Here is a 25,971-nt window from a genome sequence, read left to right as displayed (position 1 = left end):
CTGGGCGGCATGCAGACTTTTTCAAAGCGAGTACGCGACAGAGATCAAGCAGGTGCAGAGGCTGCCGGATTGCGGTGGCTCGGGGAGGCCACCGACGCGGTGGTCAACGTCGTGAGCGCCGACGGGCTAGAAATAGTTACCGAGCGCGTGGACGAGGTCATGCCCACACCGGAGGCGGCGCGTACATTTGGTGCGGAGCTGGCGCGCATGCACCGCGCGGGAGCCGAAGCCTTTGGCGCGCCTCCTACCGGGTGGGAAGGCAAGAACTTCATCGGCAGCATCGAGCAAGACTGCATCCCGACGGATAATTGGGGCGAGTTTTATGTTGAACAGCGAGTGCTGCCCTTCGCGGAACTGGCGGGGATTAGTGCAGCGCAGTTGGACTTGGTAAGGCGTGCCTGCGATGCCATCGCCGCGCGCAGTTGGGATGTGGCACCGGCGCGCATCCACGGCGATCTATGGGCGGGCAACCTGCTTTTTGGCGCGGATGGCGGCATCATGATTGACCCCGCCGCCCATGGTGGGCACCCGCATACGGATTTGGGGATGTTGGCACTTTTCGGGGCACCGTACCTTGAGGAGATTTTCCGGGGCTATGGTGCGCCGAAGGACATCGAAAAGTGGATTCCCATGCACCAGCTGCATCCGTTGGCGGTGCATGCGCTGACGCACGGCGCCAGCTATAACCGGCCGCTGGAGCGCGCGGCGGCCGCGACCTTGGAGGCGCTGGCCTAAAGGTTCGGTCCCTGCGGCATGATGCGCTTGTGGGCGCCGCGGTGCCATAAGGTTTCGATGCGTTCGCGGGCGGCGTCGGGAACCGCCTTGCCCTCTAGGTAGTCATCGATGTGGGCGTAGGTGACACCGAGGGCTTCTTCGTCGGGAAGCTGGGGCTTATCGTCCTCCAAGTCCGCGGTGGGAACCTTCTCCCAGGTAGAGCGCGGGGCACCAAGGTGCTCTAGGAGGGCGGCGCCTTGGCGCTTATTGAGGCCGGCCAAGGGGAGGAGATCCGCCGCGCCATCGCCCCACTTGGTAAAGAAGGCGGTGACGTTTTCCGCCGCATGGTCGGTGCCGATGACTAGCGCGCCGACCTCGCCGGCGATGGCGTATTGGGCGGTCATACGCAGGCGGGCTTTGGTATTGCCACGGTTGAAATCGGTGACGTCGGCAAGCTGCAGCGCATCCGCCACCTGTTCGTCGAGGGCCAAGGTGGCCGGCTTGATATCGACGGTGGGGCGGTGATCGGGCTGGATGAAATCCAGGGCAATCTGGGCATCGTCCTCATCGGCCTGCACGCCGTGGGGCAGGCGCACGGCCCAAAACTCCGCGCCGTCGACGCGCTCCACCGCCAGCTGCGCGAGCTTGCCCGCCAAGGTGGAATCCTGGCCGCCGGAAATACCCAGCACGTAGCCTTTAGCGCCGGTGGTGCGCAGGTAATCAACCAGGAAGTCCACGCGGCGCTGCACTTCCGCTTCTGGATCGATAAAGGGGCGCACACCCAGGGCTTTTATGATGGTTTGCTGCAGGTTTTCGGCATCATTCGACATGACGTTCATGGTAGCCGCCTGACACAATATTGTGCTGTGAATAAGGAAGTTTATGTCAAGGTAGTAGCTGGCATAGCGGCCCTGGGTGGGCTGCTATTTGGATACGACACCGGCGTGATGTCCGGTGCCTTGCTTTTTATTAGCCCCGCATTCGACATGAGCGCGCACCAAGAGGGCTGGGTGACCTCGATGCTGCTCGTGGGTGCTGCCGTAGGGGCGCTGACGGCCGGGCGCATCGCCGATAGGTATGGGCGCCGCTTCACGCTGATTGCAGGCGGCATCATTTTCGTGCTGGGTTCCATCTGGTGTGCGCTTTCCGGATCGGTGGGAATGCTGGCAACGGCGCGCACCTTTTTGGGCTTTGCCGTGGGTGCGGTCTCCATCGTGTCCCCCATGTACATCGCGGAGATCGTGCCCGCCAAGGTGCGCGGGCGTATGGTCTCGCTCAACACCCTCGCGATTGTGGTGGGGCAGTTGATGGCCTACCTGGTCAACTCCGCGCTGGCCTCTACCGGCAGTTGGGAGTGGATGCTGGGCCTAGCCGCAGTGCCGGGCCTGGCGCTGGCGCTCGGAATGGCTTTCCTGCCAGAGACGCCGGTATGGCTGGCCACTAACGGGAAAATGCCCCGCGCCCAGGAGATCGCCGGGCGCGCCGGGATGGATATCTCGGAGCTGACCTCGCAGGAGACCGCGCGAAAATCCAGCGGATCCGAATGGAAGGCGCTGAAGGCCAATCGGTGGATGCAGATTACGGTGCTGCTTGCCATGCTGATGGGCTTGACGCAGCAGATTACCGGCGTCAACGCCATCGTGTACTTCGCGCCGACCATGATGAACCAGGTGGGGATTTCCACGGCCAACTCGGTTTATACCTCCATCGTTATCGGCACGGTATCCGTGTTGGCCTGCTGGGTGGGGCTCAAGGTCGTGGACCGCATTGGGCGAAAGCGATTGTTGCTGATCGGCCTGACCGGCAACGTGGTCTCGCTGTTTATCCTCTCCTTTGCCTATTCTCATGCGCAGGACTCCACCGCTATGGCCATGGTCTCGTTGGTATTCATGGCGCTGTTTATCGCCTTCCAGCAGGCTGCAGTGTCGCCTACGACGTGGCTGCTCATTTCCGAGCTGGTGCCACTGCAGGTGCGCGGCCTAGGCATGGGCATTGCGGGGCTCTCGCTATGGGCCACCAACTGGGCCGTGGCGCAGTACTTCCTGCCGCTAGTGGAGTGGCTGACCGGCCCGGTGGCGTTTATCGTCTTCGGAGTCTTCGGCCTCATCGCCATCGGCTACACCAAGGTTTTGGTTCCAGAGACTATGGGACGTAGCCTGGATGAGGTAGGCGAGGAAATGAAGTCGCGCTACGAGCGCGAGTCCGCACCCGTGAAGCCTTAGTGTTTTGGTATTGACGGCCGTGTGAGGTAACATTTTTCCTCGTGTCATGGCTGGGGATTCCCAGTCCGTGCTTTACTTATTCAACCGCATGTAGATTGCGCATAACGAAAGGAGCGCCCGATGAAGGTCCGTAAGTCCCTTCGGTCGCTGAAGAAGAAGCCGGGCGCCCAGGTTATTCGCCGCCACGGTAAGGTCTTCGTGATCAACAAGAAGGATCCCCGTTTCAAGGCTCGTCAGGGCTAATTGAGACGCGATTCCATCCGCTCCCTCCGGCTTCCGGAGTGGGGCGGATTTTTTTATGCGTGAGCTCCGGCACAAAGGATAAATTCTTTTAAATCCAAGTGAACATAAAGACAAATGTATGAATATAATTAATTTGTCTATCCATGCCGTGAGAAAGAAGAATTATGTCCCAGCGAATCGTTGCCGCGCTCACTGCCGCCGCCCTCGGATTGTCCGCCCCAGTGGCGCATGCTGCAGAGCCACAGTGGGAATCCTCTGCGCCGGAGTCCCTTGGTATCAATGACCCGTCCTGCGTGCCTTCAGGGGACATCACTGAGCCCGTTGTGTTGCTGCATGGAACCTCGAATAATGCTTCCGTCTGGGGAAACTTGGTCCACCTTCTGCAGGACCAGGGGGCGTGCGTGTGGGCCTTTGACTATGGCGCCGATGATGTCACCTTGCAGAATATGATTCCAAGCGTCAAAGCCATCGCGGACCTGGATGATTCGGCCGCGGAAATTGCGGATCAGGTGGACTATGTCCGCGAGATCACTGGCTCGGACAAGGTGAACTTGGTGGGCCATTCCCAAGGCGGTATGCACATCAAGACCTATACCCAGATGCACGATGGGGCCGACCACGTCTCCCATGCGGTGGCGCTGGGCGGCAACTTCCACGGCACCACGCTTAACGGGCAGGGGGAGGCGCTCTCTAAAATCATTGCCTTCGCACCGCACCTCGCTGCTTTCCTGGCAAGTACGGCCGGCATCCAGCAAGTAGTGGGGTCGGAGTTTATGCAACGGCTCAATGCGCTGCCAGATACCGCGCCAGGCGTGCTTTATACCTCCATTTACTCGCCGGGGGATACGACGGTGACTCCGAATAGTTCTTCGCAGCTGGCGCTTGGCGACGGCGCCGATGTGGTCAACCTCGACCTGGGCGAGGTCTGCGGCGTGGCTCCTCGGCACGACAAGCTGCCGACCAACCAGACGGTGTTGAGTCAGGTCATTTTTGGCCTGAAGCGCGCCCCGGGGGAGGGTCCGGACCCGTCGACCTGCGTCTCTGAGGGGGCGCCGATAAGCGGGGCCTAGAGCGGGCCGCCGGCCCCTTAAATGTGAACTTTGGCACACAAAATGGTGAACTCCAGGTAAACCTGCAGGAATCCCATTGGTGTAGTTTCATGGCTGTCCGTAGGTGTGGTCAACATGTGGGGTCCGGGGGTGTGCCATCCTGGGAATACCACGGCTGTAACTACTACATATTGTGTTAGTTGCGGGTATTTCCCCCAAAGTATAGTGTCGTTGATGTTGCTCAGAGCGGCGCAGGAAGCGCCCGTTTAGGCGGGAAAACGCTCCCCGCTCTGACGAATTTTTCAATGCAGGAGCTTTAAGGATCTATATGTCTATCACCGTTTACACCAAGCCAGCATGCGTCCAGTGCAATGCCACCAAGAAGGCCCTCGACCGCGCCGGTCTCGATTACAACTTGGTCGATATTTCTGTTGATGATGAAGCCCGTGACTACGTCATGGCACTGGGCTACGTTCAGGCCCCGGTAGTTGAGGCTAATGGCGAGCACTGGTCCGGTTTCCGCCCTGACCGTATCAAGGGCTTGGCTTCCCTGACCGCATCCGCTTAGGGGAGTAGGGGAGGCCAGTAGCGATGTTGGTCGTGTATTTTTCCTCCGCGACGGAAAATACGCACCGGTTCGTGCAGAAACTGGGCTTTCCTAGTGCGCGCATCCCGTTGCGCCGCACGGACGAGCCCCTCAAAGTCAACGAGCCTTATGTTTTGGTGTGCCCCACCTACGGCGGGGGTGCGTCCATTAGCCACCAGAACTCTCGGCCGGTGCCCACACAGGTAATTAAGTTCCTGAACGATGAGCACAACCGTAGTTTCATTCGCGCGGTGATCGCGGGTGGCAATAGCAATTTTGGTGCCGACTTTGGCAAGGCTGGTGACGTCATCAGCGCCAAATGTAAAGTGCCCTATGTATATCGTTTCGAGTTGCTGGGAAACGATGACGATATAAAAATTTGTCGTGAAGGTTTATTGGCTAACGCCGCCGAGCTTGGGCTCGAGGCTGCGGCCTAGCGCCCACCACGACTTAAATAAAGATCCTGATTTTTAGAAAGGCCTTGTCAGCTGTGAGTACGCAATTGGGGAAGACCGTCGCCGAGCCAGTAAAGCCAGAGGAGCAGTTGGATTACCACGCTCTGAACGCGATGCTGAATCTCTACGATGCTAACGGCAAGATTCAGTTTGAAAAAGACCGCGAGGCCGCTAACCAATTCTTCCTGCAGCACGTTAATCAAAACACGGTCTACTTCCATGATCTGGAAGAAAAGATCGATTACCTGATTAATAACAAGTACTACGACCCGCAGGTCATCGAGCAGTATGATTTCTCCTTTATTAAGGAGCTGTTCAAGCGCGCTTATTCCTATAAGTTCCGCTTCAAGTCCTTCCTAGGCGCGTATAAGTACTACACCAGCTACACGCTGAAGACCTTTGATGGCCGCCGCTACCTCGAGCGCTTTGAGGACCGCGTGTCCATGACCGCCCTGTTCTTGGCAGACGGCGACGCAGGCTTGGCCGAGCACCTCGTAGACGAGATCATGACCGGTCGCTTCCAGCCGGCTACCCCGACCTTCCTCAACGCCGGCAAGGCCCAGCGCGGCGAGCTCGTTTCCTGCTTCCTGCTGCGCATCGAGGACAATATGGAGTCCATCGGTCGCTCCATCAACTCCGCGCTGCAGCTTTCCAAGCGCGGCGGCGGCGTGGCCCTCCTGCTGTCTAATATCCGCGAGTCCGGTGCACCAATTAAGCACATTGAGAACCAGTCGTCCGGCGTCATCCCCGTGATGAAGCTGCTGGAGGATTCCTTCTCCTACGCCAACCAGCTCGGTGCCCGCCAGGGTGCCGGTGCGGTTTACCTCAACGCGCACCACCCGGACATCATGAACTTCCTGGATACTAAGCGCGAGAATGCGGATGAGAAGATCCGCATTAAGACCCTCTCGCTGGGCATCGTTGTGCCGGATATCACCTTTGAGCTGGCTAAGCGCAATGATGATATGTACCTCTTCTCGCCGTATGACGTCGAGCGCGTCTATGGCAAGGCCTTCGGTGACATCTCCGTCACCGAGCACTATGAGGAGATGGTGGAAGACCCACGCATCCGCAAGAAGAAGATCAACGCCCGCCACTTCTTCCAGACCGTGGCAGAGCTGCAGTTCGAGTCCGGTTACCCGTACATCATGTTCGAGGACACCGTAAACCGCGCGAACCCGGTGAAGACCTCGTGGATCAACATGTCCAACCTGTGCTCGGAGATCCTGCAGGTCAACTCCGCATCCGAATTCAACGCGGACCTGACCTATGACGAGCTGGGCAGCGATATTTCCTGCAACTTGGGTTCCCTGAATATCGCGATGACCATGGATTCGCCGGACTTTGCCAATACGGTGGAAACCGCCATCCGCGGCCTGACCGCCGTGGCGGATAAGACCTCCATTGACTCCGTGCCGTCCGTGCGCCGTGGTAATGATGAGTCCCACGCCATCGGCTTAGGCCAGATGAACCTGCACGGTTACTTGGGCCGCGAGCACATCGAGTATGGCTCGGAAGAAGGCTTGGACTTCACCAACGCCTACTTCGCGGCCGTGCTGTATGCGGCGCTGCGTGCCTCCAATAAGATTGCCCGCGAGCGCGGCGAGTACTTCACGGAATTCCCGCAGTCCGAGTATGCTTCCGGCGAATTCTTCGACCGCTACGATCCGGAAGAGTTCAAGCCGAAGACCAAGAAGGTGCAGGAGCTTTTCGACGCCTCTTCGATCCACACCCCGTCCGCCCAGGATTGGGAGGACTTGAAGCAGGAAGTGGCTAAGTACGGCCTGTATAACCGCAACCTGCAGGCGGTGCCGCCGACGGGCTCGATTTCCTATATCAATAACTCCACCTCGTCCATCCACCCGATTGCCTCCAAGATTGAGATCCGCAAGGAAGGCAAAATCGGACGCGTCTACTACCCGGCGCCGCACATGGATAATGACAACCTGGAGTATTTCAAGGACTCCTATGAAATCGGCTACGAGAAAATCGTCGATACTTATGCCGTAGCCACCAAGTATGTGGACCAGGGCCTATCGCTCACGCTCTTCTTCAAGGACACCGCGACCACCCGCGATGTCAACCGCGCGCAGATTTATGCGTGGCGCAAGGGCATTAAGACCTTGTACTACATCCGCCTGCGCCAGATGGCGCTGGAGGGCACCGAGGTCGAGGGCTGCGTATCCTGCATGCTCTAAACCGCAGGTAGGGCGCCTCGCTGCACGTCGTGGGGAAGGACGTGCAGCGAGGCGCTTAGCCGTTTTCTGCCCGGGTGCGGTCGAGGATGGTGCGGGAGGTTTCTTCGGCGGCGTCGGCAAGCCCGGCGTCAATGGCGCGTGCCAGTTCCATGTGCAGCTGTGTGGTGCCGCCGATGGGGTCGCGCTTGCGGGAGCCAAAAACCGACTTGCCCTTGAGCATCGCCACCAGGGAAGGGGCAAGCGCGGCCAGCATTTCATTTCCAGAGGCCCGCAGGATGAGGGTGTGGAAGCGCAGATCGGTTTCCAATTCTTCGCCCACGCGCGGAGACGGGGTGGATTCCAGCTCGGCCAAGCGAGCGGCGAGGCGCAGCAATTCCGCCCGCTGCTGGGCGGTGGCATTGCCGGCAGCCAAACGCGCGGCTACCGGCTCGATGCCAAGCCGCAGTTCGTTGAGGCGGGCGACTTGCTGCCCCCGCGCTTTATCGTTGTTGAGGCGCCAGCCAATGATCGCTGGGTCATATACCGCCCACCTATCCATTGGCAGCACTGTGATTCCCACGCGGCGCCCAGAGCTCACCATGCCGAGGTGCTCCAAGGCACGCATGGCCTCGCGGGCCACGGTGCGGGAGATGCCAAAACGCTTTTCGACGTCCCCCAGTCGGAACCGCTCGCCCTCCGCGAGGTCTCCGCTCACGATGTCCGCGCCGAGTTGATCCACCACGGAGCCGAGTAGGGGAGGGGTGGCGCTCATGGTGGGTGAATCCTCTCTGTGCAGGCACTGGGTATAGCTGGGATCAGTATAGGCATGAGGCATCCACCACAATGATTTAGAGGGCGGGCGAATTGGGTATGCTGGGGAGCTAAAAGTGTCCGTTTTTAGTATTGGAGTGACGCCGCGTGTCGCACGAGTACGATGACTACGTTTCTAGTCATGAAAAGCCAGTTAAGGCCATTAACTGGAATAGCATCCCGGATGAAAAGGACCTCGAGGTATGGGATCGCCTCACCGGTAATTTCTGGCTGCCAGAAAAGGTCCCCGTCTCCAATGACCTGCCTAGCTGGAAGACGCTGACGGAGAAGGAAAAGGAAACCACCATGCGGGTCTTTACCGGCCTGACGCTGCTGGATACCATCCAGGGCACAGTGGGTGCGATTTCCCTCCTTCCGGATTCCCAGACTCTGCATGAGGAAGCGGTCTACACCAATATCGCCTTCATGGAGTCCGTGCACGCCAAGTCCTATTCCAATATCTTTATGACCCTGGCGTCCACGCCGATGATCAACGATGCCTTCCGCTGGTCCGAAGAAAACGAGAACCTGCAGAAGAAGGCCAAGATCATCTTGTCCTACTACAAGGGCGATGATCCGCTGAAGAAAAAGGTGGCGTCCACGCTGCTGGAGTCCTTCCTGTTCTACTCCGGCTTCTACCTGCCGATGTACTTCTCCTCCCGTGCGAAGCTCACCAACACCGCCGATATCATCCGCCTGATCATCCGCGATGAGGCTGTGCATGGTTACTACATTGGTTATAAGTTCCAGCAGGCGTATAAGCAGCTGGATGAAGAGCGCCAGGCGGAGCTGAAGGAATACACCTTCGACTTGGTCTATGACCTCTATGACAATGAGATCGACTACACCGAGGATCTCTACGATGACCTGGGCTGGACCGAGGACGTTAAGCGCTTCCTGCGGTACAACGCCAATAAGGCACTGAATAACTTGGGCTTTGAGGGGCTCTTCCCAGCCGATGAGACCCGCGTTTCCCCGGCTATCTTGTCCTCGTTGTCGCCGAACGCCGACGAGAACCATGACTTCTTCTCTGGTTCGGGTTCGTCCTATGTCATCGGCAAGGCTGAGGACACCACGGATGATGACTGGGACTTCTAAGCATTCCCGCTGATCAGCGTGGTTTAGCGGCACACCTTCTGCTCGAACTCAACCGAAAGGTTGATAACGAGCGGGGGTGTGTTTTTGCGTTTTGGGCCCGCACAATTCGGCGCGGCTGTGACATATAGCACGCTAGATCTTTGGCGAAAACCGTCGGTGGAAATAGTGGCCGCGCCACGTGCAGGGGCAATGTGGCAGATGTGGTCAGTGGTGAGGCTTGGCCTTGTGGCGAAGTATTGGGGGAAGCTGGAAAGAACAGGGGAAAATGGCCTAATATAAGGCGAGTAAACCTAGGTGTAGGTGGAGTCTGTCCACAGACACTTTGTTATTCAGGAGGATTTTATGACCGCTGTGGCGCCACGGGTCGACGATTACGTCGCCCCCACACGTCCAGAGCCAACCGGTAATGCGAAGACCGGTTCAAAGGCTTGGGTATTTCTAACCACCACCGACCACAAGCAGCTGGGCATCATGTACTTGATCATGTCCTTCAGCTTCTTCTTCCTCGGTGGCTTTATGGCACTGTTGATCCGCGCGGAGCTGTTCACCCCGGGTCTCCAGTTCTTGTCCAATGAGCAGTTCAATCAGCTGTTCACCATGCACGGCACCGTGATGCTGCTGCTGTTTGCGACCCCAGTCGTGTGGGGCTTTGGTAACTACATCCTGCCGCTGCAGATTGGTGCGCCGGACGTGGCCTTCCCTCGTCTAAACGCCTTCGGCTTCTGGGTTACCCTGCTGGGCGGCACCGTGATGCTGCTGGGCTTCGTAACCCCAGGTGGTGCGGCTGACTTCGGCTGGACCATGTACATGCCGCTGGCTGATGGTGTCCACACCCCGGGCATCGGCGCGGATATGTGGATCGTCGGCGTGGGCGCTACCGGTGTCGGTACCATTGCCTCTGCTGTCAACATGATTACGACCATCCTGACCCTGCGCGCACCGGGCATGACCATGTTCCGCCTGCCGGTCTTCAGCTGGGCAGTATTTACCGCGTCCGCCATCGTGCTGATGATCTTCCCGCTGCTGACCGCTGCGGCACTGGGCGTTCTGTATGACCGCAAGCTGGGCGGCCACATCTACGATTCCGCTAATGGTGGCGGCATCCTGTGGCAGCACCTGTTCTGGTTCTTCGGCCACCCTGAGGTCTACGTCCTCGCGCTGCCGTTCTTCGGCGTTGTGTCTGAGGTCGTTCCGGTCTTCTCCCGCAAGCCGGTCTTCGGCTACATCGGCCTGGTCTTCGCACTGCTGGCCATCGGCTCCCTGTCCATGGCTGTGTGGGCACACCACATGTTCGTCACCGGCGCTATCCTGCTGCCGTTCTTCTCCTTCATGACGTTCCTGATTGCGGTTCCAACCGGCGTTAAGTTCTTCAACTGGGTCGGCACCATGTGGAAGGGCCACATCACCTGGGATACCCCGATGATCTTCGCCATGGGCTTCATGGCAACCTTCCTCTTCGGCGGTATGACCGGCGTTATGCTGGCATCCCCGGCACTGGACTTCCACCTGGCTGAGTCCTACTTCTTGATTGCACACTTCCACTACACCCTGTTCGGTACGGTTGTGTTCTCCGCCTTCGCCGGCCTGTACTTCTGGTTCCCGAAGATGACCGGCCGCATGCTGGACGAGCGTCTGGGCAAGATTCACTTCTGGCTGACCTTCATCGGCTTCCACGGCACCTTCCTGGTCCAGCACTGGGTCGGCAACATGGGTATGCCGCGTCGTTACGCTGACTACCTGGAGTCCGATGGCTTCACGGTCTTCAACCAGATTTCCACCATCTTCTCCTTCGTCCTCGGCGCTTCCGTTATCCCGCTGGTGTGGAACGTATTCAAGTCCTGGCGCTACGGTGAGATCGTCACCGTGGATGACCCATGGGGCTACGGCAACTCCCTCGAGTGGGCAACCTCCTGCCCGCCGCCGCGCCACAACTTCGTGTCGCTGCCGCGTATCCGCTCCGAGCGTCCGGCCTTCGAGCTGCACTACCCGCACATGGTTCAGCGCATGCGCGAAGAAGCACACGTGGGTAGCCACTAAAGCGATATAACTCGCTAAAGCACTCCTGACTTAAGCCGCCTCCCAACCCGCAACGGGCCGTGGGAGGCGGCTTTGGCGTATCTTATTTGCCCCACGTGCGATAATGGGCGGCGTGAGTACCCAAGCTGATACCTATGCCGTTATTACCACCACCGGGCCGGACAAGCCTGGGGTCTCGGCGGCCTTCTTCCGCGTGTTGGCGTCTTATAGCGCCGCGCTTATCGACGTCGAACAGGCTATCTTTTCCGGCCGCATCACCCTCGCTGCCCATACCCGCATTCCCGGCGCGCGTGCCGAGCAGATTGCACAGGGGTTGCGCAATACCTTGAGCATCTATGGGCAGCAGGTATCCGTGGACGTGCGGGAGGAAGAATCCACCGCGCGAGCTCGCTCCACGCATGCGGTGGTCCTCATGGGAGCGGAAGTCACCGCCCATCACGTAGAGGAAGTCGCCCGCGTATTGGCCAACTTCGATGCCAATATCGATCGCATCCGCGGGCTTTCCACCTCTCCGCTGACCGGGCTGGAGCTTTTCTTGTCCCTCGATGGTTCCGCGGCACCCGTGCGCCAGGCGCTGGCAGAGCTGGCACAGCAGATTGGTATCGACATTGCCATTGAACCTGCGGGTCTGGGCCGGCGTTCCAAGCGCCTCGTCTGCTTCGACTGCGATAGCACCCTCATTCAAGGCGAGGTCATCGAGATGCTGGCCGCGCACGCCGGCAAGGAGGAAGAGGTTGCCGCCGTTACGGCTCGGGCTATGCGCGGCGAATTGGATTTTGAGGAGTCCCTGCGCGAGCGCGTGGCCGTTCTGGCCGGCCTGGATGCTTCCATCATTGATGAGGTAGCCCGCGAGATTCAGCTAACCCCCGGTGCCCGTGAGACCATTGCCACGCTCAACCGCATCGGTTATCGCACCGCTGTGGTCTCCGGTGGGTTCATCCAAGTTCTGGAGGACCTAGCCGCAGAAATGCACTTAGATTACGTCCGCGCCAATACCTTGGAGATCACCGATAGCAAGCTCACCGGCCGCGTAACCGGCAAGGTGGTTGATCGCAAGGCCAAGGAGGAATTCCTGCGGGAGTTCGCCGCGGATTCCGGAGTGGGCATGCGCCAGACGGTCGCCGTGGGCGACGGCGCCAATGACATCGATATGATTACCGCCGCGGGGCTGGGCATCGCCTTTAACGCTAAGCCGGCTCTGCAAGAAGTGGCGGATACCTCGGTGAACCACCGGCGGCTGGATGAGGTACTACAGATCTTGGGAATCCCGGCCGAGGAGGTTGTTCGTGGATAAGTTTGTAATCGCCCACCAGCGCTTGGTAGAAGCCTGTGATTCGCGTTCGTGGCGCGATGACCCAGAAAATCCTGACGAGCCGGCCACTATCCAAGCGATGCAGATTGCGCTTAACCTGCCAAAGCAGGAGCCGCCGGCGCGCACGGAAGTGCTGGAGGCGGCCGCTCGCGCCGTTGTGGCCGTGTGCTTGGACGAGCGCGCGGGGGAGGACGGGGCCTTCGCCCACGCCCTGGGACAGTGGTATGGCCACCGCATCCGCAAAATCGCCCGCCGGGCGCGCAATAAGGCCTGGCGCGATGTGCAGAGCCTGCCGGGCGTGACTGTGGCGGACCGTGCCCGGGCCTTCGCGCCTTCGGCCGTGGGGGAGGTGGATCCGCTCATCGGCAAGCTGCAGATCGGGCACACTGAGCTTGCCTATGATGAGCCGGGAGCCCCGCTTGGCGACGCCCCCGTCATCTACGTCGACCGCAGCCTCGACATGTCTGCCGGCAAGGCCGCAGCGCAGGTGGGCCACGGTTCGATGATGCTCGCCGCGGCGATGTCGGTGGACGAGGCCCGTGCCTGGGCCGATACCGGTTTTGAGCTTTCGGTGCGCGAGGTGTCCGGCGAAGATTTTCGCACGGCCTGCGCGCAGGATGGCGCCGTGGTCATCGTGGACGCCGGGTTTACGGAGATTGCGCCGGACTCGGCTACCGTGTGCGCCCTGCGGCGACCAATCGCTTAAGCGCGCCGCGCACCGTATCCGCGTCGGTGGTCTGCCAAAAGCGTGGCATGGAGGCCTTGAGGAAGCTGCCGTAGCGCTTATATTCTAAGCGGTTATCGAGTACGGCCACCACGCCGCGGTCGGTCACGTGGCGCAGCAGGCGGCCTGCGCCCTGTGCCATGAGCAAGGCGGCGTGGTTGGCGGAGACCTCCATGAACCCGGAGCGGCCCGCAGCATCGGCCGCTTGGGCGCGCGCCTGCATCAGGGGATCGTCCGGCCGGGGGAACGGAATGCGGTCGATGATGACCAGCGAACAGGCCGGCCCCGGCACGTCCACGCCTTGCCATAGGGTAAGCGTGCCGAAGAGGCAGGAGTTTTCCTTTTGGGAGAATTTCTCTACCAGGGCGCCGATGGAATCCTCGCCTTGCACGAAGAGGTCAAAGGGGATGCGCGGCTTGAGGGCGGTGGCCGCCTCTTCCGCCGCGCGGCGGGAGGAAAACAGACCAAGCGTGCGCCCGCCGGCGGCCATAATGAGCTCGTAGATCTCATCGATGGTTTCTTTGGGCAGGCCGTCGCGGCCCGGCGTGGGTAGGTGTTTGGCGGTATACAGGATGCCGGATTTGGCTGGGTCGAAAGGCGTGCCCGCGTCCAAGGTGTCGTAGGTGCCGCTCGGCATGCCCCACTGGGCGGCCATGGCATCGAAGCGGCCGCCGAGGGCGAGGGTGGCTGAGGTCAGCACCACCGTTTGTTCCCCAAAGAGGGTTTCGCGCAGCATGTGGGCGATGGATAGGGGCGCCACGGCGAGGGTCTCGGCGTCGCTGCGCGGATCGCGCTCGAGCCAGACGACGTCGTCTTGCTTGGCCGGGTCATCGGTGGCGAAAACCTCCAGCATGCGCGCCACGGCCTGCGCGAGGTCGGAGAGGTGGTTGCTCAAGTTTTGGCGCTCGGCGTTTTTCTCCGGATCGTCGGTGGCTTCGCCTTCTGGCGCGCGAGAAATGAGGGACTTAACGCGCAGGAATTCGTCGGCAAGCGCGCGCAGGTGGCCCTGTGAGGTTTCATCCAAGTCGGTCCATCGGCCTGGCTCCTGGATTTTCATCAGGTCATCAAATTCCTCGGCCAAGTCCGAGAGGCTGCCGGCATTGCCCAGCGACTTCGCGCGGTTGGCGGCCATCTTGATGGCGCGGGTAGTAATCTCCGCGGTAGATACAGAGGTTATGCGGCCGTCGAGCTCGTGGGCCTCATCGATAATGGCGACGTCGTGCTCCGGCAAGATATTTGCCTCAGAAACCGCGTCGATGGCGAGCATGGCGTGGTTGGTGACCACGATGTCGACGTCGGCAGCCGCCCTGCGAGCCTCTTCCGCAAAGCAATCCGGCCCGTGCGGGCAGCGCGACGCGCCCAAGCACTCGTTGGAAGTGACCGATACCGCCCGCCACACCAAGTCCGGCACGCCCGGCTCTAGATCATCGCGGTCACCGGTGTCGGTTTCCTGCGCCCACTCGTGGATACGGCGCACGGCCTTGCCGCGGTGGGATATCTCGGATTCGTCGATAAGAGCTTCCGGATCATCCGGGGTAGCCGCAATCTTATTCATGCACAGGTAGTTATTGCGGCCCTTCATGATGGCGAAGGTGGGCGTACGCTCCATCACAGGGGCGAGCGCCTCAGTAAGCCGCGGCAGATCGCGCTCCACCAGCTGGCGCTGCAAGGCAAGCGTCGCGGTGGAGACGATGACAGTGGACCCCGAGTTCATCGCATGCCGGATAGCCGGGACCAAATAGGCCAGGGACTTACCGGTACCGGTACCGGCCTGCACAGCTAGGTGGCGCTCCTTGTCGAGCGCGGCCGAGACGGCGGTGGCCATGCGCACCTGGCCTTCGCGCCGGCTGCCGCCCAGCGCGTCAACGGCCTTGCCCAGCAGCGTTTCCGTGTCGAGGTTTAGGGGCTCATCTGCGTGCTCACTCACCCCACACAGTCTAGCGGCCTATTTTTTAAAGCCCACCATCCGCGTGGGCACGGCCGCTTCATCGCGGGAGAGTGCCAGGCCTTCCCATGGCAGGGTCTTGCGGGCCTGAGCTAAATACTCGCGGGAGGCATGCAGATCCGGCAGTCCGTCGACGATGTGGCCATCGCGCATGAGCGGAATGGTCATCTCGCGGGTATCGAGCTGGCCGGTATCCGGCGCGGGAGCGTCGAAGGGGTAGACGATCTCTTCTACCGCCACGCCCGAGGAACGGTAGGTGCGCAGCGCCCGCTTGGCGCCGCCGACGGATTGCTTGGAGGAAGAGCGCTTTGCCACCGGGATGCCGTCTACCTCTACGACCTTGTAGACCATGCCCGCGGTGGGCGCACCGGAGCCGGTTACTACGGACGTGCCGACGCCGTAGACGTCTACCGGATCGCCGCGCAGGCCGGCAATGGCGAACTCGTCAAGATCAGAAGAGACCACGATATTGGTGTTGTGATTGCCCAAATCATCCAGCTGCTTGCGCACACGGCGGGTAACCGCACCCAGGTCACCGGAATCGATGCGAACGCCGCCGAGCTTCGGGCCACCTATTTTGACGGCGGTTTCGACGCCCTTGGTGATGTCATAGGTATCGACCAACAGCGTGGTGTCCACACCGAGGGTGTCGATCTGGGAGCGGAATGCGGCCTCTTCGTTCGGGGTGCCATCCGGGTTGGTATGCGCCAAGGTCCAGGAGTGGGCGGCAGTGCCGGAGACCGGGATGCCGTAGCGGTATCCCGCCTCCAGGTTGGAGGTGGCATTGAAGCCGGCCAGGTAGGCCGCGCGGGCGGAGGTTACCGCCGCATACTCGTGGGTGCGGCGCGAGCCCATCTCGATAATGGGGCGGCCGTCGGCCGCCGTGACCATGCGGGAGGCGGCCGAAGCCACCGCGGAATCGGCGTTCATGATGGACAAGATGACGGTCTCAAGAACCAGGCATTCCCCAAAGGTGCCGCGCACCGTCAGGATGGGGGAGTTGGGGAAATAAAGCTCGCCCTCGCGGTAACCGTCAATCTGCCCGGAAAAGCGGTAGTGGCGCAGGTACTCCTTGGTCTGCTCATCCAGGAAGTCCATCTCCGCTAACTGATTGGCCGAAAAGCGGAAATCCTCCACTGCGCGCAGGACGCGTTCGGTGCCGGCAACGACGCCATAGCGGCGCTCATTGGGCAGGCGGCGGCCGAATACCTCGCAGGTGACCTGGCGGTTTGCCGAGCCATCGCGCAGCGCGGCCTGGAGCATCGTTAGCTCATATTTATCCGTGAGCAGTGCAGTAGAGCGATCATTAGGGATAGCTTTGTCATTCACGGGAGTGATAATACCCACTGACTAGGTGGTTTTCAGGGGTTTAGATTCTTTGGCGCCGGAATGTGCGAAGCCAGATTGCGCGGGCCCACAATAGATTCCCAAATATGGTTAGGCTAGAGGGCATGAAGGCGCAATTTCCTGTAGTCCGGATGAGCTCTCCGATGGCTACGCCCGAATTGGATGAAGAACTCGACGTAGACGTAGCCACGAGCGAGAACCTGCCGTGGATGTGCATCGTGTGGGATGACCCCGTCAACTTGATGAGCTACGTGTCCTATGTATTCCAAACAGTGTTGGGCTATGACAAGAAGCGGGCCAATGAACTCATGATGCAGGTCCACACCGAGGGCAAAGCCGCCGTGTCCAGCGGCGAGCGCGACAAGATTGAAGCGGACGTGAAAAAGCTCCAGATCGCCGGTCTGTGGGCAACGATGCAGCAGGCAGGTTAAATAGATGCAACCGTGGAAGAAAAAGAAGTCCCTCATGCGCGCGCCGAAGATCACGGCCGTATTCGAACCAATGGAGCGCGAGGTGCTGGGCGATCTCACCGCTACCGTCTCTGAGGCGATCATTAAGCGCGCCCAGTCCGCGCCCAAGGACGAGCTGGCGGAAATGCTGGACATGCCCACCGGCCACACCGAGGCCCCGGACGATCCCTCGCTGGCTCGTCTCTTCCCGGACTTTGAAATGCCCGGCGATGAGGAATATGAAGGCGATGCGTCGTTGCTGCGTTCCCTGCATGAAAACGACATTGCGCGCGCCAAGCTGGAAAACCTGCAGGTAATTGGCTCTGCCCTCGGACCTACCGGTGGGGTAGAGGTTACTATCAACGAGCAAGAGGCCCAGGCCTTCGTCGCTGGCCTGAACGACCTCCGCCTCTTTGTCGCGGCGGGCGATGTGGCCGATAACAACCTGATGTCTGACCGCGATAGCCTCGTGGAATGGCTGGCTTTTTGCCAGGATTCGCTGCTGCAGGTGCTGATGGACTAATGCTGGACGGCATGAGCATCGGGCACTATAGCGGCACCGATACCGGAGTCACAGTGCTCTACTTCGGGCCGGGCGGAGCGCTCGGCAGCGTCGATGTGCGCGGCGGCGGCCCAGGCACCCGCGAAACGGACCTTTTACAGCCGCACAATACGGTCGAGCGCGTCCACGCCGTGGTGTTAGCAGGCGGCTCCGCCTTTGGCCTGGCCGCTGCCGACGGCGTGATGAATGAGCTGGCAGAGCAAGGGATCGGCTTTCCCGTCTTCGGCGAGGACAAGCCTGGGCCGCGCGTGCCCATCGTTCCCGGCGCAGTCATTTTTGACTTGCTGGTCGGGCCTTCCCGCCCTGGGCCGAAAGAAGGCGCGGCTGCACTGCAAGCTGCGCTCGCGGGCAGCGACGAATCCATGGGTTCGGTGGGAGCCGGCGTGGGCGCTACCGCGGGCAAGCTGCGGGGCGGCTTCGGGCTGGCCACCCGCCGGGTGGGTGACTACGAGGTCAGCGCCGCGATGGTTGCCAATCCCGTGGGCGAGGTCATTGAGCCGCAATCCGGCCGGCTGTACGGCGCGCCGGGGCGCACCCCGGTCAATGCTGCCGCCTACCGCGCCTTGCCGCACCCAGCGGAGTCCAAGCTCAATACCACCATCGGCGCCGTGCTTACCGACGCCCCCGTTACCACCGCCCAAGCCCAACGCCTGGCCATGACTGCCCACGATGGCATCGCCCGTGCGGTACGTCCTGCGCATTCGCCGCTGGATGGGGATACGATCTTTGCCCTGTCCACCGCCAAACGCCCGGCCGACCTGAGTACGCAGATGGTAACCCAGCTGTGCGCCGCGGCCGCCGATGCCGTGGAAGAAGCCATCGTCAACGCGGTCACCGCCGCCGACCCCGGCCTAGGCTTGAGCGCGTACCGCGATCTGCTGGACTAAGATAAGGCGCATTATGACTTCAGGTGGAACATCTAACTACCGGCCGGCGCCCACGGGACAGGTCAATCGCGGCGATTCCAAGAACTACACCCGCAGTGGCCGCATCACCACCGGCTTTTCTATAGCCTTTGGTTTCCTCGTGGTGGAGTGGGCGGTCCACATCATCAACGCCTTTCTGTTCGGCGGCCAGCTTTCTAACTACGGCATTCGCCCGCTGGATTTCAATGGCATCTGGGGCATTGTCACCGCCCCGTTGCTCCACGCGAACTTTGAGCACTTGATGTCCAACTCGGTGCCCGGCGCCATCTTCTGCTTCCTTATCGGCCTTTCCGGCCGCAAGGCCTGGTGGGAGGTCACGCTGATCACCACACTGGTTGCGGGCCTTGGAACCTGGTTTATCGGCGGCCCCGGTACCTCGCATATCGGTGCTTCCAGCTTGGTCTATGGCTGGTTGGCATATCTGATTGTGCGCGGAATTTTTAACCGCTCGCTCATCCAGACCATCTTGGGCATCGTGCTCGGCTTCGCCTATTCCGGTCTGGTGTGGGGCGTGCTGCCCGTCTACGAGGGCGTGAGCTGGCAGGGCCACCTCTTCGGTGCCATCGGCGGAATCCTCGCTGGCATGACCATTACCTCGGACGACCCGGTTAAGGCAGTGAAGCGCTAATGCCAACTGCGACCTCTCCCATCGGCATCTTTGATTCCGGCGTGGGCGGGCTCACCGTGGCCCGCGCGGTGATGGAACAGCTGCCGCACGAATCCGTCATCTATACCGGCGATACCGCCCACAGTCCATATGGCCCGCGGCCCATCTCGGAAGTCCGCGCCTTTTCTCAAGGCGTGGCCGATCGGCTGGTCGAGCGCGGCTGCAAAATGCTTGTCATCGCGTGCAATACCGCCACCGCCGCCTTCTTGCACGATGCGCGCGAGCGCTACGATATCCCCATCGTGGAGGTCATCCGGCCCGCGGTGCGCCGTGCCATGTCCACCACGCGCAACGGAAAAATCGGTGTCATCGGCACCGAAGGCACCATCAAGTCTGGCGCCTATCAGGATCTCTTTGCGCTCAACCCCAAGGTGCAGGCCTTTGCCACCGCCTGCCCGGATTTTGTTCCCTTTGTCGAGCGCGGCATTACCGCCGGCCGCCAGATTCTCGGCGTCGCCGAGGGCTACCTGGCCCCGCTGCAGGCAAAAGGGGTGGACACGCTGGTCTTGGGCTGCACGCACTATCCGCTGTTGACCGGCATTATCCAGCTGGCGATGGGCGAAAATGTTTCGCTGGTGACCTCCTCGGAGGAGACCACTAAGGACGTGATGCGGATTCTCACGGAAACGGAGATGTTGGCCCCCGCAGATAATCAGCCGGTCCACACTTTTGAATCCACCGGCGATCCGGAAGCCTTTGCCCGCCTTGCCACGCGCTTTCTCGGCCCCCAGATTGCATAGGGGAGCGCAATTTCTCCCCCGTTTGCACGTTGAGTACGCATGCGGGGCGAATTCATGGAACTATTGAGCCCATGAAGCTGACCATCCTAGGCTGCTCCGGTAGCGTCCCCACCGCCCAAAATCCCGCCTCCGGCTACTTGCTGTCCTTCGATAATGCGCCGTCCATCGTCCTCGACATGGGCCCTGGCACCTTGGCGCAGCTGGAACAGCAGCAGGATCCTTGTGATGCGCACGTGGCCTTTAGCCATCTGCATGCCGATCACTGCCTGGATTTTCCTTCCCTGATGGTGTGGCGCCGCTTCCATCCCACGGCGCCGGCGGCTTCGCGCAATATGTGCTTCGGGCCGAAGGCTACGCCTACGCATCTGGGCCGCCTGTCCTCCGATGAGGTCGATGGCATCGATGACATGTCCGATACCTTCGCCTTTAGCGCCTGGGAGCCGGGCGAGCGACAGCTCGTGGACGATGTCTATATCACCCCCTTCCCGGTAAATCACCCGGTAGAGGCCTATGCCTTGCGCGTGGAGCACACGAAGACGGGGCAGACCATTACCTATTCCGGTGACTCTTCGTATACGCCCGCGCTTGTCGAAGCCGCCCGTGGTGCCGATATCTTCCTCTGCGAGGCGGCCTGGGGCGAGACCTCTGAGGGCAAGGCGCCGGACATGCACATGTCGGGCGCGGAAGCCGGTAGGGCGGCGCGCGAGGCGGGGGTGAGCAAGCTGGTGCTCATCCACATTCAGCCGTGGGGCGATGCGCAAGCTACTTTGGAGGCAGCCCGCTCCGAATTTGCTGGCGAGATTGTCCTCGGCGCCGCGGGGATGGAGTTCTAAGATACGCTGGACGGCATGACTGAATTTACTCGTGCCGATGGGCGCGCGCTGGACCAGATGCGCAGCGTCCGCATTACCCGCAATTTCACCACCAACCCGGCCGGCTCGGTGCTGGTGGAGTTTGGCAATACCCGCGTCATGTGCACCGCATCTGTGGAATACGGCGTGCCGCGCTTCAAGCGTGATTCGGGCGAAGGCTGGCTTACCGCCGAGTACGCCATGTTGCCTTCCGCCACCCACGATCGCATGCCGCGCGAATCCATGAAGGGCAAGGTCAAGGGCCGCACCCATGAGATTTCCCGCCTCGTCGGCCGTTCCCTGCGCGCTGCGGTGGACTTGGAGGAGCTGGGCGAGAACACCATCCAGCTCGACTGCGACGTCCTGCAGGCCGATGGCGGCACCCGCACTGCGTCTATCACCGGCGCCTATGTTGCGCTTGCCGACGCCATCGCACACCTCAAGGCCGAGGGCGTCGTCCCCGGCGAGCCGCTGCTCGATCCCATCGCCGCGGTCTCGGTCGGCATCATTGATGGCGAAATCTGCCTCGACCTGCCTTATGAGGAAGATTCCCGCGCGGAGGTCGACCTCAACGTGGTGATGCAAGAATCCGGTGACTTCGTGGAAATCCAGGGCACCGGCGAGCACGGCCTCTTTGGCCGCGAGGAACTCAACGAGATGCTCGACGTAGCGCAGAAGGGCTGCCGCGAGCTCATCGCCGCACAGAAGGCGGCGCTGGGGTGGTAATTCTCGTCGCGTCCAATAACCCGAAAAAGCTCGCGGAGCTCGAGCGCATCTTGGCCGATGCCGGCATCGAGGGCGTCGAGCTGCGCCCGCTATCCGCCGTGGAGCCCTACCCAGAGCCGGTGGAGGACGGCCGCACCTTTGCCGATAACGCGCTCATCAAGGCCCGCGCCGGCGCGGCCGCTACCGGCTTTGCTACCGTCGCGGATGATTCCGGCCTGGCCATCGAAGAGCTCAACGGCATGCCCGGCGTGCTTTCCGCCCGCTGGTCCGGCCAGCACGGCAATGACCAGGCCAATAATGACCTGGTCTTGGCACAGATGGCCGATGTCCCCGATGAGCGCCGCGCCGCCGCCTTTGTCTCCGTCTGCGCGCTCGTGACTCCCGATGGCACCGAGCACGTGGCCGAGGGCCGCTGGGAAGGCCGCTTCCTGCGCGAGCCGCGCGGGGACAACGGCTTTGGCTATGACCCGCTCTTTCAGCCAGAAGGCGAGTCCCGGTCGGCCGCGGAGATGTCCCCAGAAGAAAAGAACGCGGTCTCGCATCGCGGCCGCGCTCTAAGTCAACTAGTCCCCGCCATCGCGGAGCTGGTTCGCAGTTCCTAGAGCTGGAACTCCTCCTTAATCTCCTTGCGGCGCTTGTGCTCCATCCAGAAGGACAGGAAGGGCACCACGCCGGCGAGGGCGGTGGTAAAGAGCTTGCCCACCGGCCACAGCGCGCGCGGGCCGAGGATCAGGATGGACAGCAGGTAGGTCATGTACGCGATGCCGTGCACGATCGCGATATAGGTGGCCCATTCTGGGATCTCCATGCCGATGAGGTACTGGCAGACCATGCGGATGACCAGGATAATCAGGAAGATACCGGTCACGGTGGCCGCGATGGAGAAAAACTTCAAAGGTCCGCGGATGCGGGCCTGGCGGGCGGGGTGAACTTTATTGGTCATAATCAGCTTTCTTCATTCTCGCCGCGCCGGCGGCGCGGGGTATTCATGGCGTTGAACGTGTCCACATCTATTTGAGGCCGCTGGGGCAGGAAATCCTCATCGATTTTGGTATCTGCCTGCGGCTGTGCAGGAGACTCAGCCGGGGCCTCAGTGGTGGTGCTATCCATGTCGCGGGCTTCTTCCTCGGCCGCGAGGCGCTCGTTTTCATAGCGCAGCGTGGTGCGATAGGCATAGACCACGAACACGGCGAACAGTGGCCACTGGAAGGCATAGCCCAAGTTTTGGAAGGTGCCCGAGCCGGAGCGGAAGCGCGTCCATTGCCAATAGGCCAGGAATAGGAAGAGCACGACGAAAATCGCGATGAGGAGGATGTGCCACCACCGCACCTGCACGCGCTTGTTCTTCTTTTCCTCTTGAGTGCTCACGCGTTCCACCCTACCCACCAGCGGCCGGAAAACAGAACACCCCTGGTTTCTGGATTGACGGCGTGCCGTGTACACTATGGCAAGTCCCCCGCGCCCGTGGCGGAATTGGCAGACGCGCTAGATTTAGGTTCTAGTGTCTTATGACGTGTGAGTTCAAGTCTCACCGGGCGCACTATCGGCGCCGCTGGCTCTCGAAGCTGGCGGCGCTTTCGCATATCACCGCCCGCATAGTCGCCCTAAGATGGTCATCATGAAAAAGCTGCTTTCCACCCTTGTCGCCGTCATTCTCATTGCCGCCGTGGCTGCCGCCGCGGTGTTCATTTGGCAGGTGCGGGAACCGGTGGAGGTGGAGACCGAATCGAGTAATACCAAGGTCATCAAGGCTGTGGAGCGTGAAGAGCAGGTGGTGCTCGTCTCGCTGGGTATCGAGGGCCTATCGGAGGAATCCGCTACCAGCAAGCTGTGGAATTGGCAGGTCCCGGGCAGCGAGCGCACCCAGTACATCAAGTACTCCTACCGTGCCAAGCTCGGCATCGAAGGTTCGCAGGTTCAGGTGGAAGAAGAATCCCCGCACCACTTCCGCGTGGAGATCCCCGAGTTCATTTTCATCGGGCACTCGGATGAGAATTTCGAAACCGCGGTGGAGGACAACGGGGCGCTGAGTTGGATTACCCCGGATATCGATAAGGCGGAAACCATCACCAAAATCCTCAATGAGGATAAAAAGAAAGAGGACATCGCGGATAATCGCGATGTCCTCCAATCCCAGGCCAAGCAGTTCTACACCGGCATTATTTCCGGAGTGGACCCAGAGGCCGAGGTGGACTTTTCTTTTCGCTAACTAGTCCACCTCGGTGAACTTGCGGTCCCACGAGGAGCGGACCGGGTTGGCATCGGCCAGCAGGATATCGAAGCGGTCGTTGGCAATTTCTACGATTTCGCCCAGCGCGGTGCGGTTTTCCTGCTCCGGGGAGTTGGCCAGGCGGCGCACGCCGGCATCAATGACGCGCTCGACGGTGTCATTGGTATCCAAATAGGCCACAAACGGCATGTCAAAGCGCTCGCGGTAGGCGGCGGAAAGCTCGGTGATGCGCTCGGTCTGCACATCATCCAGGTCGGTCAGACCGAGGGAGCCGCGGTCAGCGGAGATGGTGGCGGCTTCGTCGGCGTCGGCAAGCAGCAGCTCATCCATGGCCGGGTAATCGTGGATGAGGGCGGCGCGGCGGGAATCATCCGCGGTCAGCACGGCCACCTGAATGGCCGCGCGCAGCTCATTAACATCGCCGAAGGGACGCGACTCCCACGCCAGCTCCAGCGGCCAGGTCTCGTTATTAAACAGCGGGCGCAGTGCGGAGACGAATTCCTCGCGGGAGGCGCCGTTGAGCTGCTGGAGGCTCACGCTCTTGCCGACGGCCCGAGACACCTGCGTTCCCTGCTTGCCTCCTGTGTGGAAGAACAAAAGGTTGAGCACGATGGCGGTAATCGCGCCGATGGACATGCCAGAGGAGACGAAGGTTTGCGCCCACTCCGGGAAGGCGGTGGCGATATCCGGCTTGAAGGTCACCAGCATGGCCAGCCCCAGCGCGGAGGTGACGATGACGGAGTTGCGGCCATCGGAAAGATCGGCCTTGGCGATGGTCTGTAGGCCCACCCACGCCACGTTGGCAAAAAGCGCCAGGGAGGCGCCGCCGAGAACGGGGGAGGGGATGGAGGCTACGACCGCGCCGGCCTTGGGCAAAATGCCCAGCACCATCATGAACCCGGCGGCGGCAACGGCCACCCAGCGTGACTTCACGCTGGTCAGGCGTACCAGGCCAACGTTTTGGGCAAAGCAGGTATAGGGGAAGGAGTTCATCACGCCGCCCACCAGGGTGGACAGGCCATCGGCGCGAATGGCACGCACGACGTCATCGCGGCGGATGCGCTTTTTTACAATCTCGCCGGTGGCAAAGACGTCACCGGTGGTCTCCACCATGGTGATGATCATGACGATGATGAGCGAGAAGATGGCTACCAGGTCAAACTTCGGCATGCCGAAGTAGAACGGGGTAGTAATGCCGAGGGCGGGGGCGGAGGAGACCTCGTCAAAGGAGGCGTCGCCAAGCACGAGCGCCACGCCCGTGCCTAAGACTAGGCCGATGAGCACGGCCAGGGTGCCCAGGAAGCCGGAGGAAAAGCGCTGCACCAAGATGATGACCGCGAGCGTGCCAAAGCCATAGAGCAAGTCGCGGGTGGCCGGCACTCCCTCGGCGTAATTGACAAAGTCATTGGCCGATACCCCCAACAGCGACGTACCCATGACCAGCAGGACCGAACCGGTGACCACCGGCGGAAAGAAGCGCAGCACCTTGCCAAAGACCGGCGCCGCGAAGAAGGTAAAAAGGCCGGCGACAATAATGGCGCCATAAATGGTTGGCAGCGAGGCCACCCCACCCGCGCCGTCGGTCGCGCCCAGGCCGATGGCAATAATCGGGGAGACGGCCGTAGTAGTCACGCCCTGCACGATGGGCAGGCGCACGCCTATGCGCTTGCCGACGCCCATGGACTGAATGATCGTAGCTATGCCACAGGTCAACAGGTCCGCATTAATGAGGTGGATGGTCGTTTCCGCATCCAGATTGAGCGAGCCGGCAATGAGCAGCGGGACGATGACTGCGCCGGCATAAAACGCCAGCACATGCTGTAAACCCAAGGCGGCTAGTTTGGGGGCGGGTGGGACGATATCTACTGGATGCTTGGGCTGGGAAGCCACGAAGTCCTCCTTTGTGCGGAAGCGAAGCTGAACGGGATTAACAGTAGAGGTTCGCGCAGGTAGCGGCCAAAATTTAGTGGTGATGAGGAACACGTTCGGGGCTATTTCACCCCCGATGGAAGACGTACGTGCGTACTGCATAAAATCACTCACCTGCGAAACAACACGACCGGTTTATTACTTAGCTTTCAAACGTTTGCGAGACTTGTTA

General features: G+C 60.9%; 27 protein-coding genes and 1 tRNA gene. 21 read left to right on the top strand and 7 right to left on the bottom strand.

Going from position 1 to position 25,971, the window contains the following annotated elements; translation table 11 throughout:
• The first annotated feature begins 9 nt into the window (after window positions 1–9).
• On the top strand, window positions 10–735 hold the full coding sequence (locus BJ985_RS06155; RefSeq protein ID WP_179386933.1) for a fructosamine kinase family protein: 726 nt from the start codon (window positions 10–12) through the stop codon (window positions 733–735).
• Here BJ985_RS06155 and nadE read toward each other — a convergent pair.
• Window positions 732–1,553: an NAD(+) synthase gene (gene nadE, locus BJ985_RS06150; RefSeq protein ID WP_179386932.1), complete on the bottom strand. Its 822-nt coding sequence runs from the start codon at window positions 1,551–1,553 to the stop codon at window positions 732–734. The genes BJ985_RS06155 and nadE overlap by 4 nt on opposite strands.
• A gap of 27 nt (window positions 1,554–1,580) precedes the next feature.
• Here nadE and BJ985_RS06145 point away from each other — a divergent pair, with 27 nt between their 5' ends.
• The 6 genes from BJ985_RS06145 to nrdE all read left to right on the top strand — a co-directional run bounded on the left by BJ985_RS06145 (window position 1,581) and on the right by nrdE (window position 7,467).
• Complete coding sequence (locus BJ985_RS06145; protein WP_005323927.1) at window positions 1,581–2,936, top strand: sugar porter family MFS transporter; 1,356 nt, start codon at window positions 1,581–1,583, stop codon at window positions 2,934–2,936.
• Between the two features lie 120 nt (window positions 2,937–3,056).
• Window positions 3,057–3,179: a type B 50S ribosomal protein L36 gene (ykgO, locus tag BJ985_RS06140; RefSeq protein WP_003847162.1), complete on the top strand. Its 123-nt coding sequence runs from the start codon at window positions 3,057–3,059 to the stop codon at window positions 3,177–3,179.
• A gap of 164 nt (window positions 3,180–3,343) precedes the next feature.
• The gene (locus BJ985_RS06135; protein ID WP_179386931.1) at window positions 3,344–4,249 is read left to right on the top strand and encodes an alpha/beta fold hydrolase; all 906 of its coding nucleotides are present in this window, start codon (window positions 3,344–3,346) and stop codon (window positions 4,247–4,249) included.
• A gap of 307 nt (window positions 4,250–4,556) precedes the next feature.
• Window positions 4,557–4,796 carry a glutaredoxin-like protein NrdH gene (gene nrdH, locus BJ985_RS06130; RefSeq protein ID WP_179386930.1) on the top strand — a complete coding sequence of 80 codons (240 nt, stop codon included), beginning with the start codon at window positions 4,557–4,559 and terminating at the stop codon, window positions 4,794–4,796.
• A 23-nt stretch (window positions 4,797–4,819) separates the two neighbouring features.
• Window positions 4,820–5,251: a class Ib ribonucleoside-diphosphate reductase assembly flavoprotein NrdI gene (nrdI, locus tag BJ985_RS06125; protein WP_005327333.1), complete on the top strand. Its 432-nt coding sequence runs from the start codon at window positions 4,820–4,822 to the stop codon at window positions 5,249–5,251.
• A 53-nt stretch (window positions 5,252–5,304) separates the two neighbouring features.
• Entirely contained in the window at window positions 5,305–7,467 is a 2,163-nt protein-coding gene (nrdE, locus tag BJ985_RS06120; RefSeq protein WP_179386929.1) for a class 1b ribonucleoside-diphosphate reductase subunit alpha, read from the top strand.
• 55 nt (window positions 7,468–7,522) lie between these two features.
• Here nrdE and BJ985_RS06115 read toward each other — a convergent pair whose 3' ends face one another.
• Window positions 7,523–8,218, bottom strand: a complete 696-nt coding sequence (locus BJ985_RS06115; protein ID WP_179386928.1) for a FadR/GntR family transcriptional regulator — start codon at window positions 8,216–8,218, stop codon at window positions 7,523–7,525.
• A gap of 146 nt (window positions 8,219–8,364) precedes the next feature.
• Here BJ985_RS06115 and nrdF point away from each other — a divergent pair, with 146 nt between their 5' ends.
• The 4 genes from nrdF (at window position 8,365) to BJ985_RS06095 (ending at window position 13,409) form a co-directional block, all read left to right on the top strand.
• Complete coding sequence (nrdF, locus tag BJ985_RS06110; RefSeq protein WP_179386927.1) at window positions 8,365–9,354, top strand: class 1b ribonucleoside-diphosphate reductase subunit beta; 990 nt, start codon at window positions 8,365–8,367, stop codon at window positions 9,352–9,354.
• Between the two features lie 342 nt (window positions 9,355–9,696).
• Window positions 9,697–11,391: an aa3-type cytochrome oxidase subunit I gene (ctaD, locus tag BJ985_RS06105; RefSeq protein ID WP_179386926.1), complete on the top strand. Its 1,695-nt coding sequence runs from the start codon at window positions 9,697–9,699 to the stop codon at window positions 11,389–11,391.
• Window positions 11,392–11,494: 103 nt separating this feature from the next.
• Window positions 11,495–12,685 (top strand): phosphoserine phosphatase SerB, encoded by a 1,191-nt coding sequence (gene serB, locus BJ985_RS06100; protein ID WP_179386925.1) that lies wholly within the window; start codon window positions 11,495–11,497, stop codon window positions 12,683–12,685.
• Entirely contained in the window at window positions 12,678–13,409 is a 732-nt protein-coding gene (locus BJ985_RS06095; RefSeq protein WP_179386924.1) for an aminoacyl-tRNA hydrolase, read from the top strand. Before serB ends, BJ985_RS06095 begins: the two co-directional genes overlap by 8 nt.
• Here BJ985_RS06095 and BJ985_RS06090 read toward each other — a convergent pair.
• Together BJ985_RS06090 and BJ985_RS06085 are read right to left on the bottom strand one after the other, a co-directional pair.
• On the bottom strand, window positions 13,375–15,354 hold the full coding sequence (locus BJ985_RS06090) for an ATP-dependent DNA helicase (RefSeq protein ID WP_179386923.1): 1,980 nt from the start codon (window positions 15,352–15,354) through the stop codon (window positions 13,375–13,377). The genes BJ985_RS06095 and BJ985_RS06090 overlap by 35 nt on opposite strands.
• A gap of 18 nt (window positions 15,355–15,372) precedes the next feature.
• Entirely contained in the window at window positions 15,373–16,701 is a 1,329-nt protein-coding gene (locus BJ985_RS06085) for a nicotinate phosphoribosyltransferase (RefSeq protein WP_179386922.1), read from the bottom strand.
• A 122-nt stretch (window positions 16,702–16,823) separates the two neighbouring features.
• Between BJ985_RS06085 and clpS the strand changes: the two genes are divergently transcribed.
• The 8 genes from clpS to rdgB all read left to right on the top strand — a co-directional run bounded on the left by clpS (window position 16,824) and on the right by rdgB (window position 22,242).
• Window positions 16,824–17,150 (top strand): ATP-dependent Clp protease adapter ClpS, encoded by a 327-nt coding sequence (clpS, locus tag BJ985_RS06080; RefSeq protein ID WP_005323948.1) that lies wholly within the window; start codon window positions 16,824–16,826, stop codon window positions 17,148–17,150.
• Between the two features lie 4 nt (window positions 17,151–17,154).
• Window positions 17,155–17,691: a DUF2017 domain-containing protein gene (locus BJ985_RS06075; RefSeq protein WP_005327313.1), complete on the top strand. Its 537-nt coding sequence runs from the start codon at window positions 17,155–17,157 to the stop codon at window positions 17,689–17,691.
• Window positions 17,691–18,617, top strand: coding sequence for a P1 family peptidase (locus BJ985_RS06070; protein ID WP_179387590.1), 927 nt, complete (start codon window positions 17,691–17,693; stop codon window positions 18,615–18,617). The genes BJ985_RS06075 and BJ985_RS06070 overlap by 1 nt, the downstream gene beginning before the upstream one ends.
• A gap of 13 nt (window positions 18,618–18,630) precedes the next feature.
• The gene (locus BJ985_RS06065; protein WP_005323951.1) at window positions 18,631–19,284 is read left to right on the top strand and encodes a rhomboid family intramembrane serine protease; all 654 of its coding nucleotides are present in this window, start codon (window positions 18,631–18,633) and stop codon (window positions 19,282–19,284) included.
• A complete protein-coding gene (gene murI, locus BJ985_RS06060) occupies window positions 19,284–20,063 on the top strand; it encodes a glutamate racemase (protein ID WP_179386921.1) in 780 nt (259 codons plus the stop codon). The genes BJ985_RS06065 and murI overlap by 1 nt, the downstream gene beginning before the upstream one ends.
• A 71-nt stretch (window positions 20,064–20,134) precedes the next feature.
• Window positions 20,135–20,896 (top strand): MBL fold metallo-hydrolase, encoded by a 762-nt coding sequence (locus tag BJ985_RS06055; protein WP_179386920.1) that lies wholly within the window; start codon window positions 20,135–20,137, stop codon window positions 20,894–20,896.
• A gap of 15 nt (window positions 20,897–20,911) precedes the next feature.
• Window positions 20,912–21,640, top strand: a complete 729-nt coding sequence (rph, locus tag BJ985_RS06050; RefSeq protein ID WP_005323955.1) for a ribonuclease PH — start codon at window positions 20,912–20,914, stop codon at window positions 21,638–21,640.
• A complete protein-coding gene (gene rdgB, locus BJ985_RS06045; RefSeq protein ID WP_005327300.1) occupies window positions 21,634–22,242 on the top strand; it encodes an RdgB/HAM1 family non-canonical purine NTP pyrophosphatase in 609 nt (202 codons plus the stop codon). Before rph ends, rdgB begins: the two co-directional genes overlap by 7 nt.
• Here rdgB and BJ985_RS06040 read toward each other — a convergent pair.
• On the bottom strand, window positions 22,239–22,583 hold the full coding sequence (locus BJ985_RS06040; RefSeq protein ID WP_179386919.1) for a DUF3817 domain-containing protein: 345 nt from the start codon (window positions 22,581–22,583) through the stop codon (window positions 22,239–22,241). The genes rdgB and BJ985_RS06040 overlap by 4 nt on opposite strands.
• Window positions 22,584–22,585: 2 nt before the next feature.
• Window positions 22,586–23,008, bottom strand: coding sequence for a hypothetical protein (locus BJ985_RS06035; RefSeq protein ID WP_236587108.1), 423 nt, complete (start codon window positions 23,006–23,008; stop codon window positions 22,586–22,588).
• Window positions 23,009–23,098: 90 nt separating this feature from the next.
• Here BJ985_RS06035 and BJ985_RS06030 point away from each other — a divergent pair.
• Both BJ985_RS06030 and BJ985_RS06025 read left to right on the top strand, forming a co-directional pair.
• A tRNA-Leu gene (locus BJ985_RS06030) sits at window positions 23,099–23,180 on the top strand.
• 78 nt (window positions 23,181–23,258) lie between these two features.
• Window positions 23,259–23,849, top strand: coding sequence for a hypothetical protein (locus BJ985_RS06025; protein WP_236587107.1), 591 nt, complete (start codon window positions 23,259–23,261; stop codon window positions 23,847–23,849).
• Here the strand turns inward: BJ985_RS06025 and BJ985_RS06020 are convergent, their stop codons facing one another.
• The gene (locus BJ985_RS06020; RefSeq protein ID WP_150850376.1) at window positions 23,850–25,760 is read right to left on the bottom strand and encodes a solute carrier family 23 protein; all 1,911 of its coding nucleotides are present in this window, start codon (window positions 25,758–25,760) and stop codon (window positions 23,850–23,852) included.
• Window positions 25,761–25,971 lie beyond the last annotated feature (211 nt).

It is taken from the genome of Corynebacterium tuberculostearicum (genome assembly GCF_013408445.1).
GTDB classification, from domain to species: Bacteria; Actinomycetota; Actinomycetes; order Mycobacteriales; family Mycobacteriaceae; genus Corynebacterium; species Corynebacterium tuberculostearicum.
The sequence above is the reverse complement of the archived record's forward strand: the minus strand, read 5'-3'. Positions and strand labels throughout refer to the sequence as shown.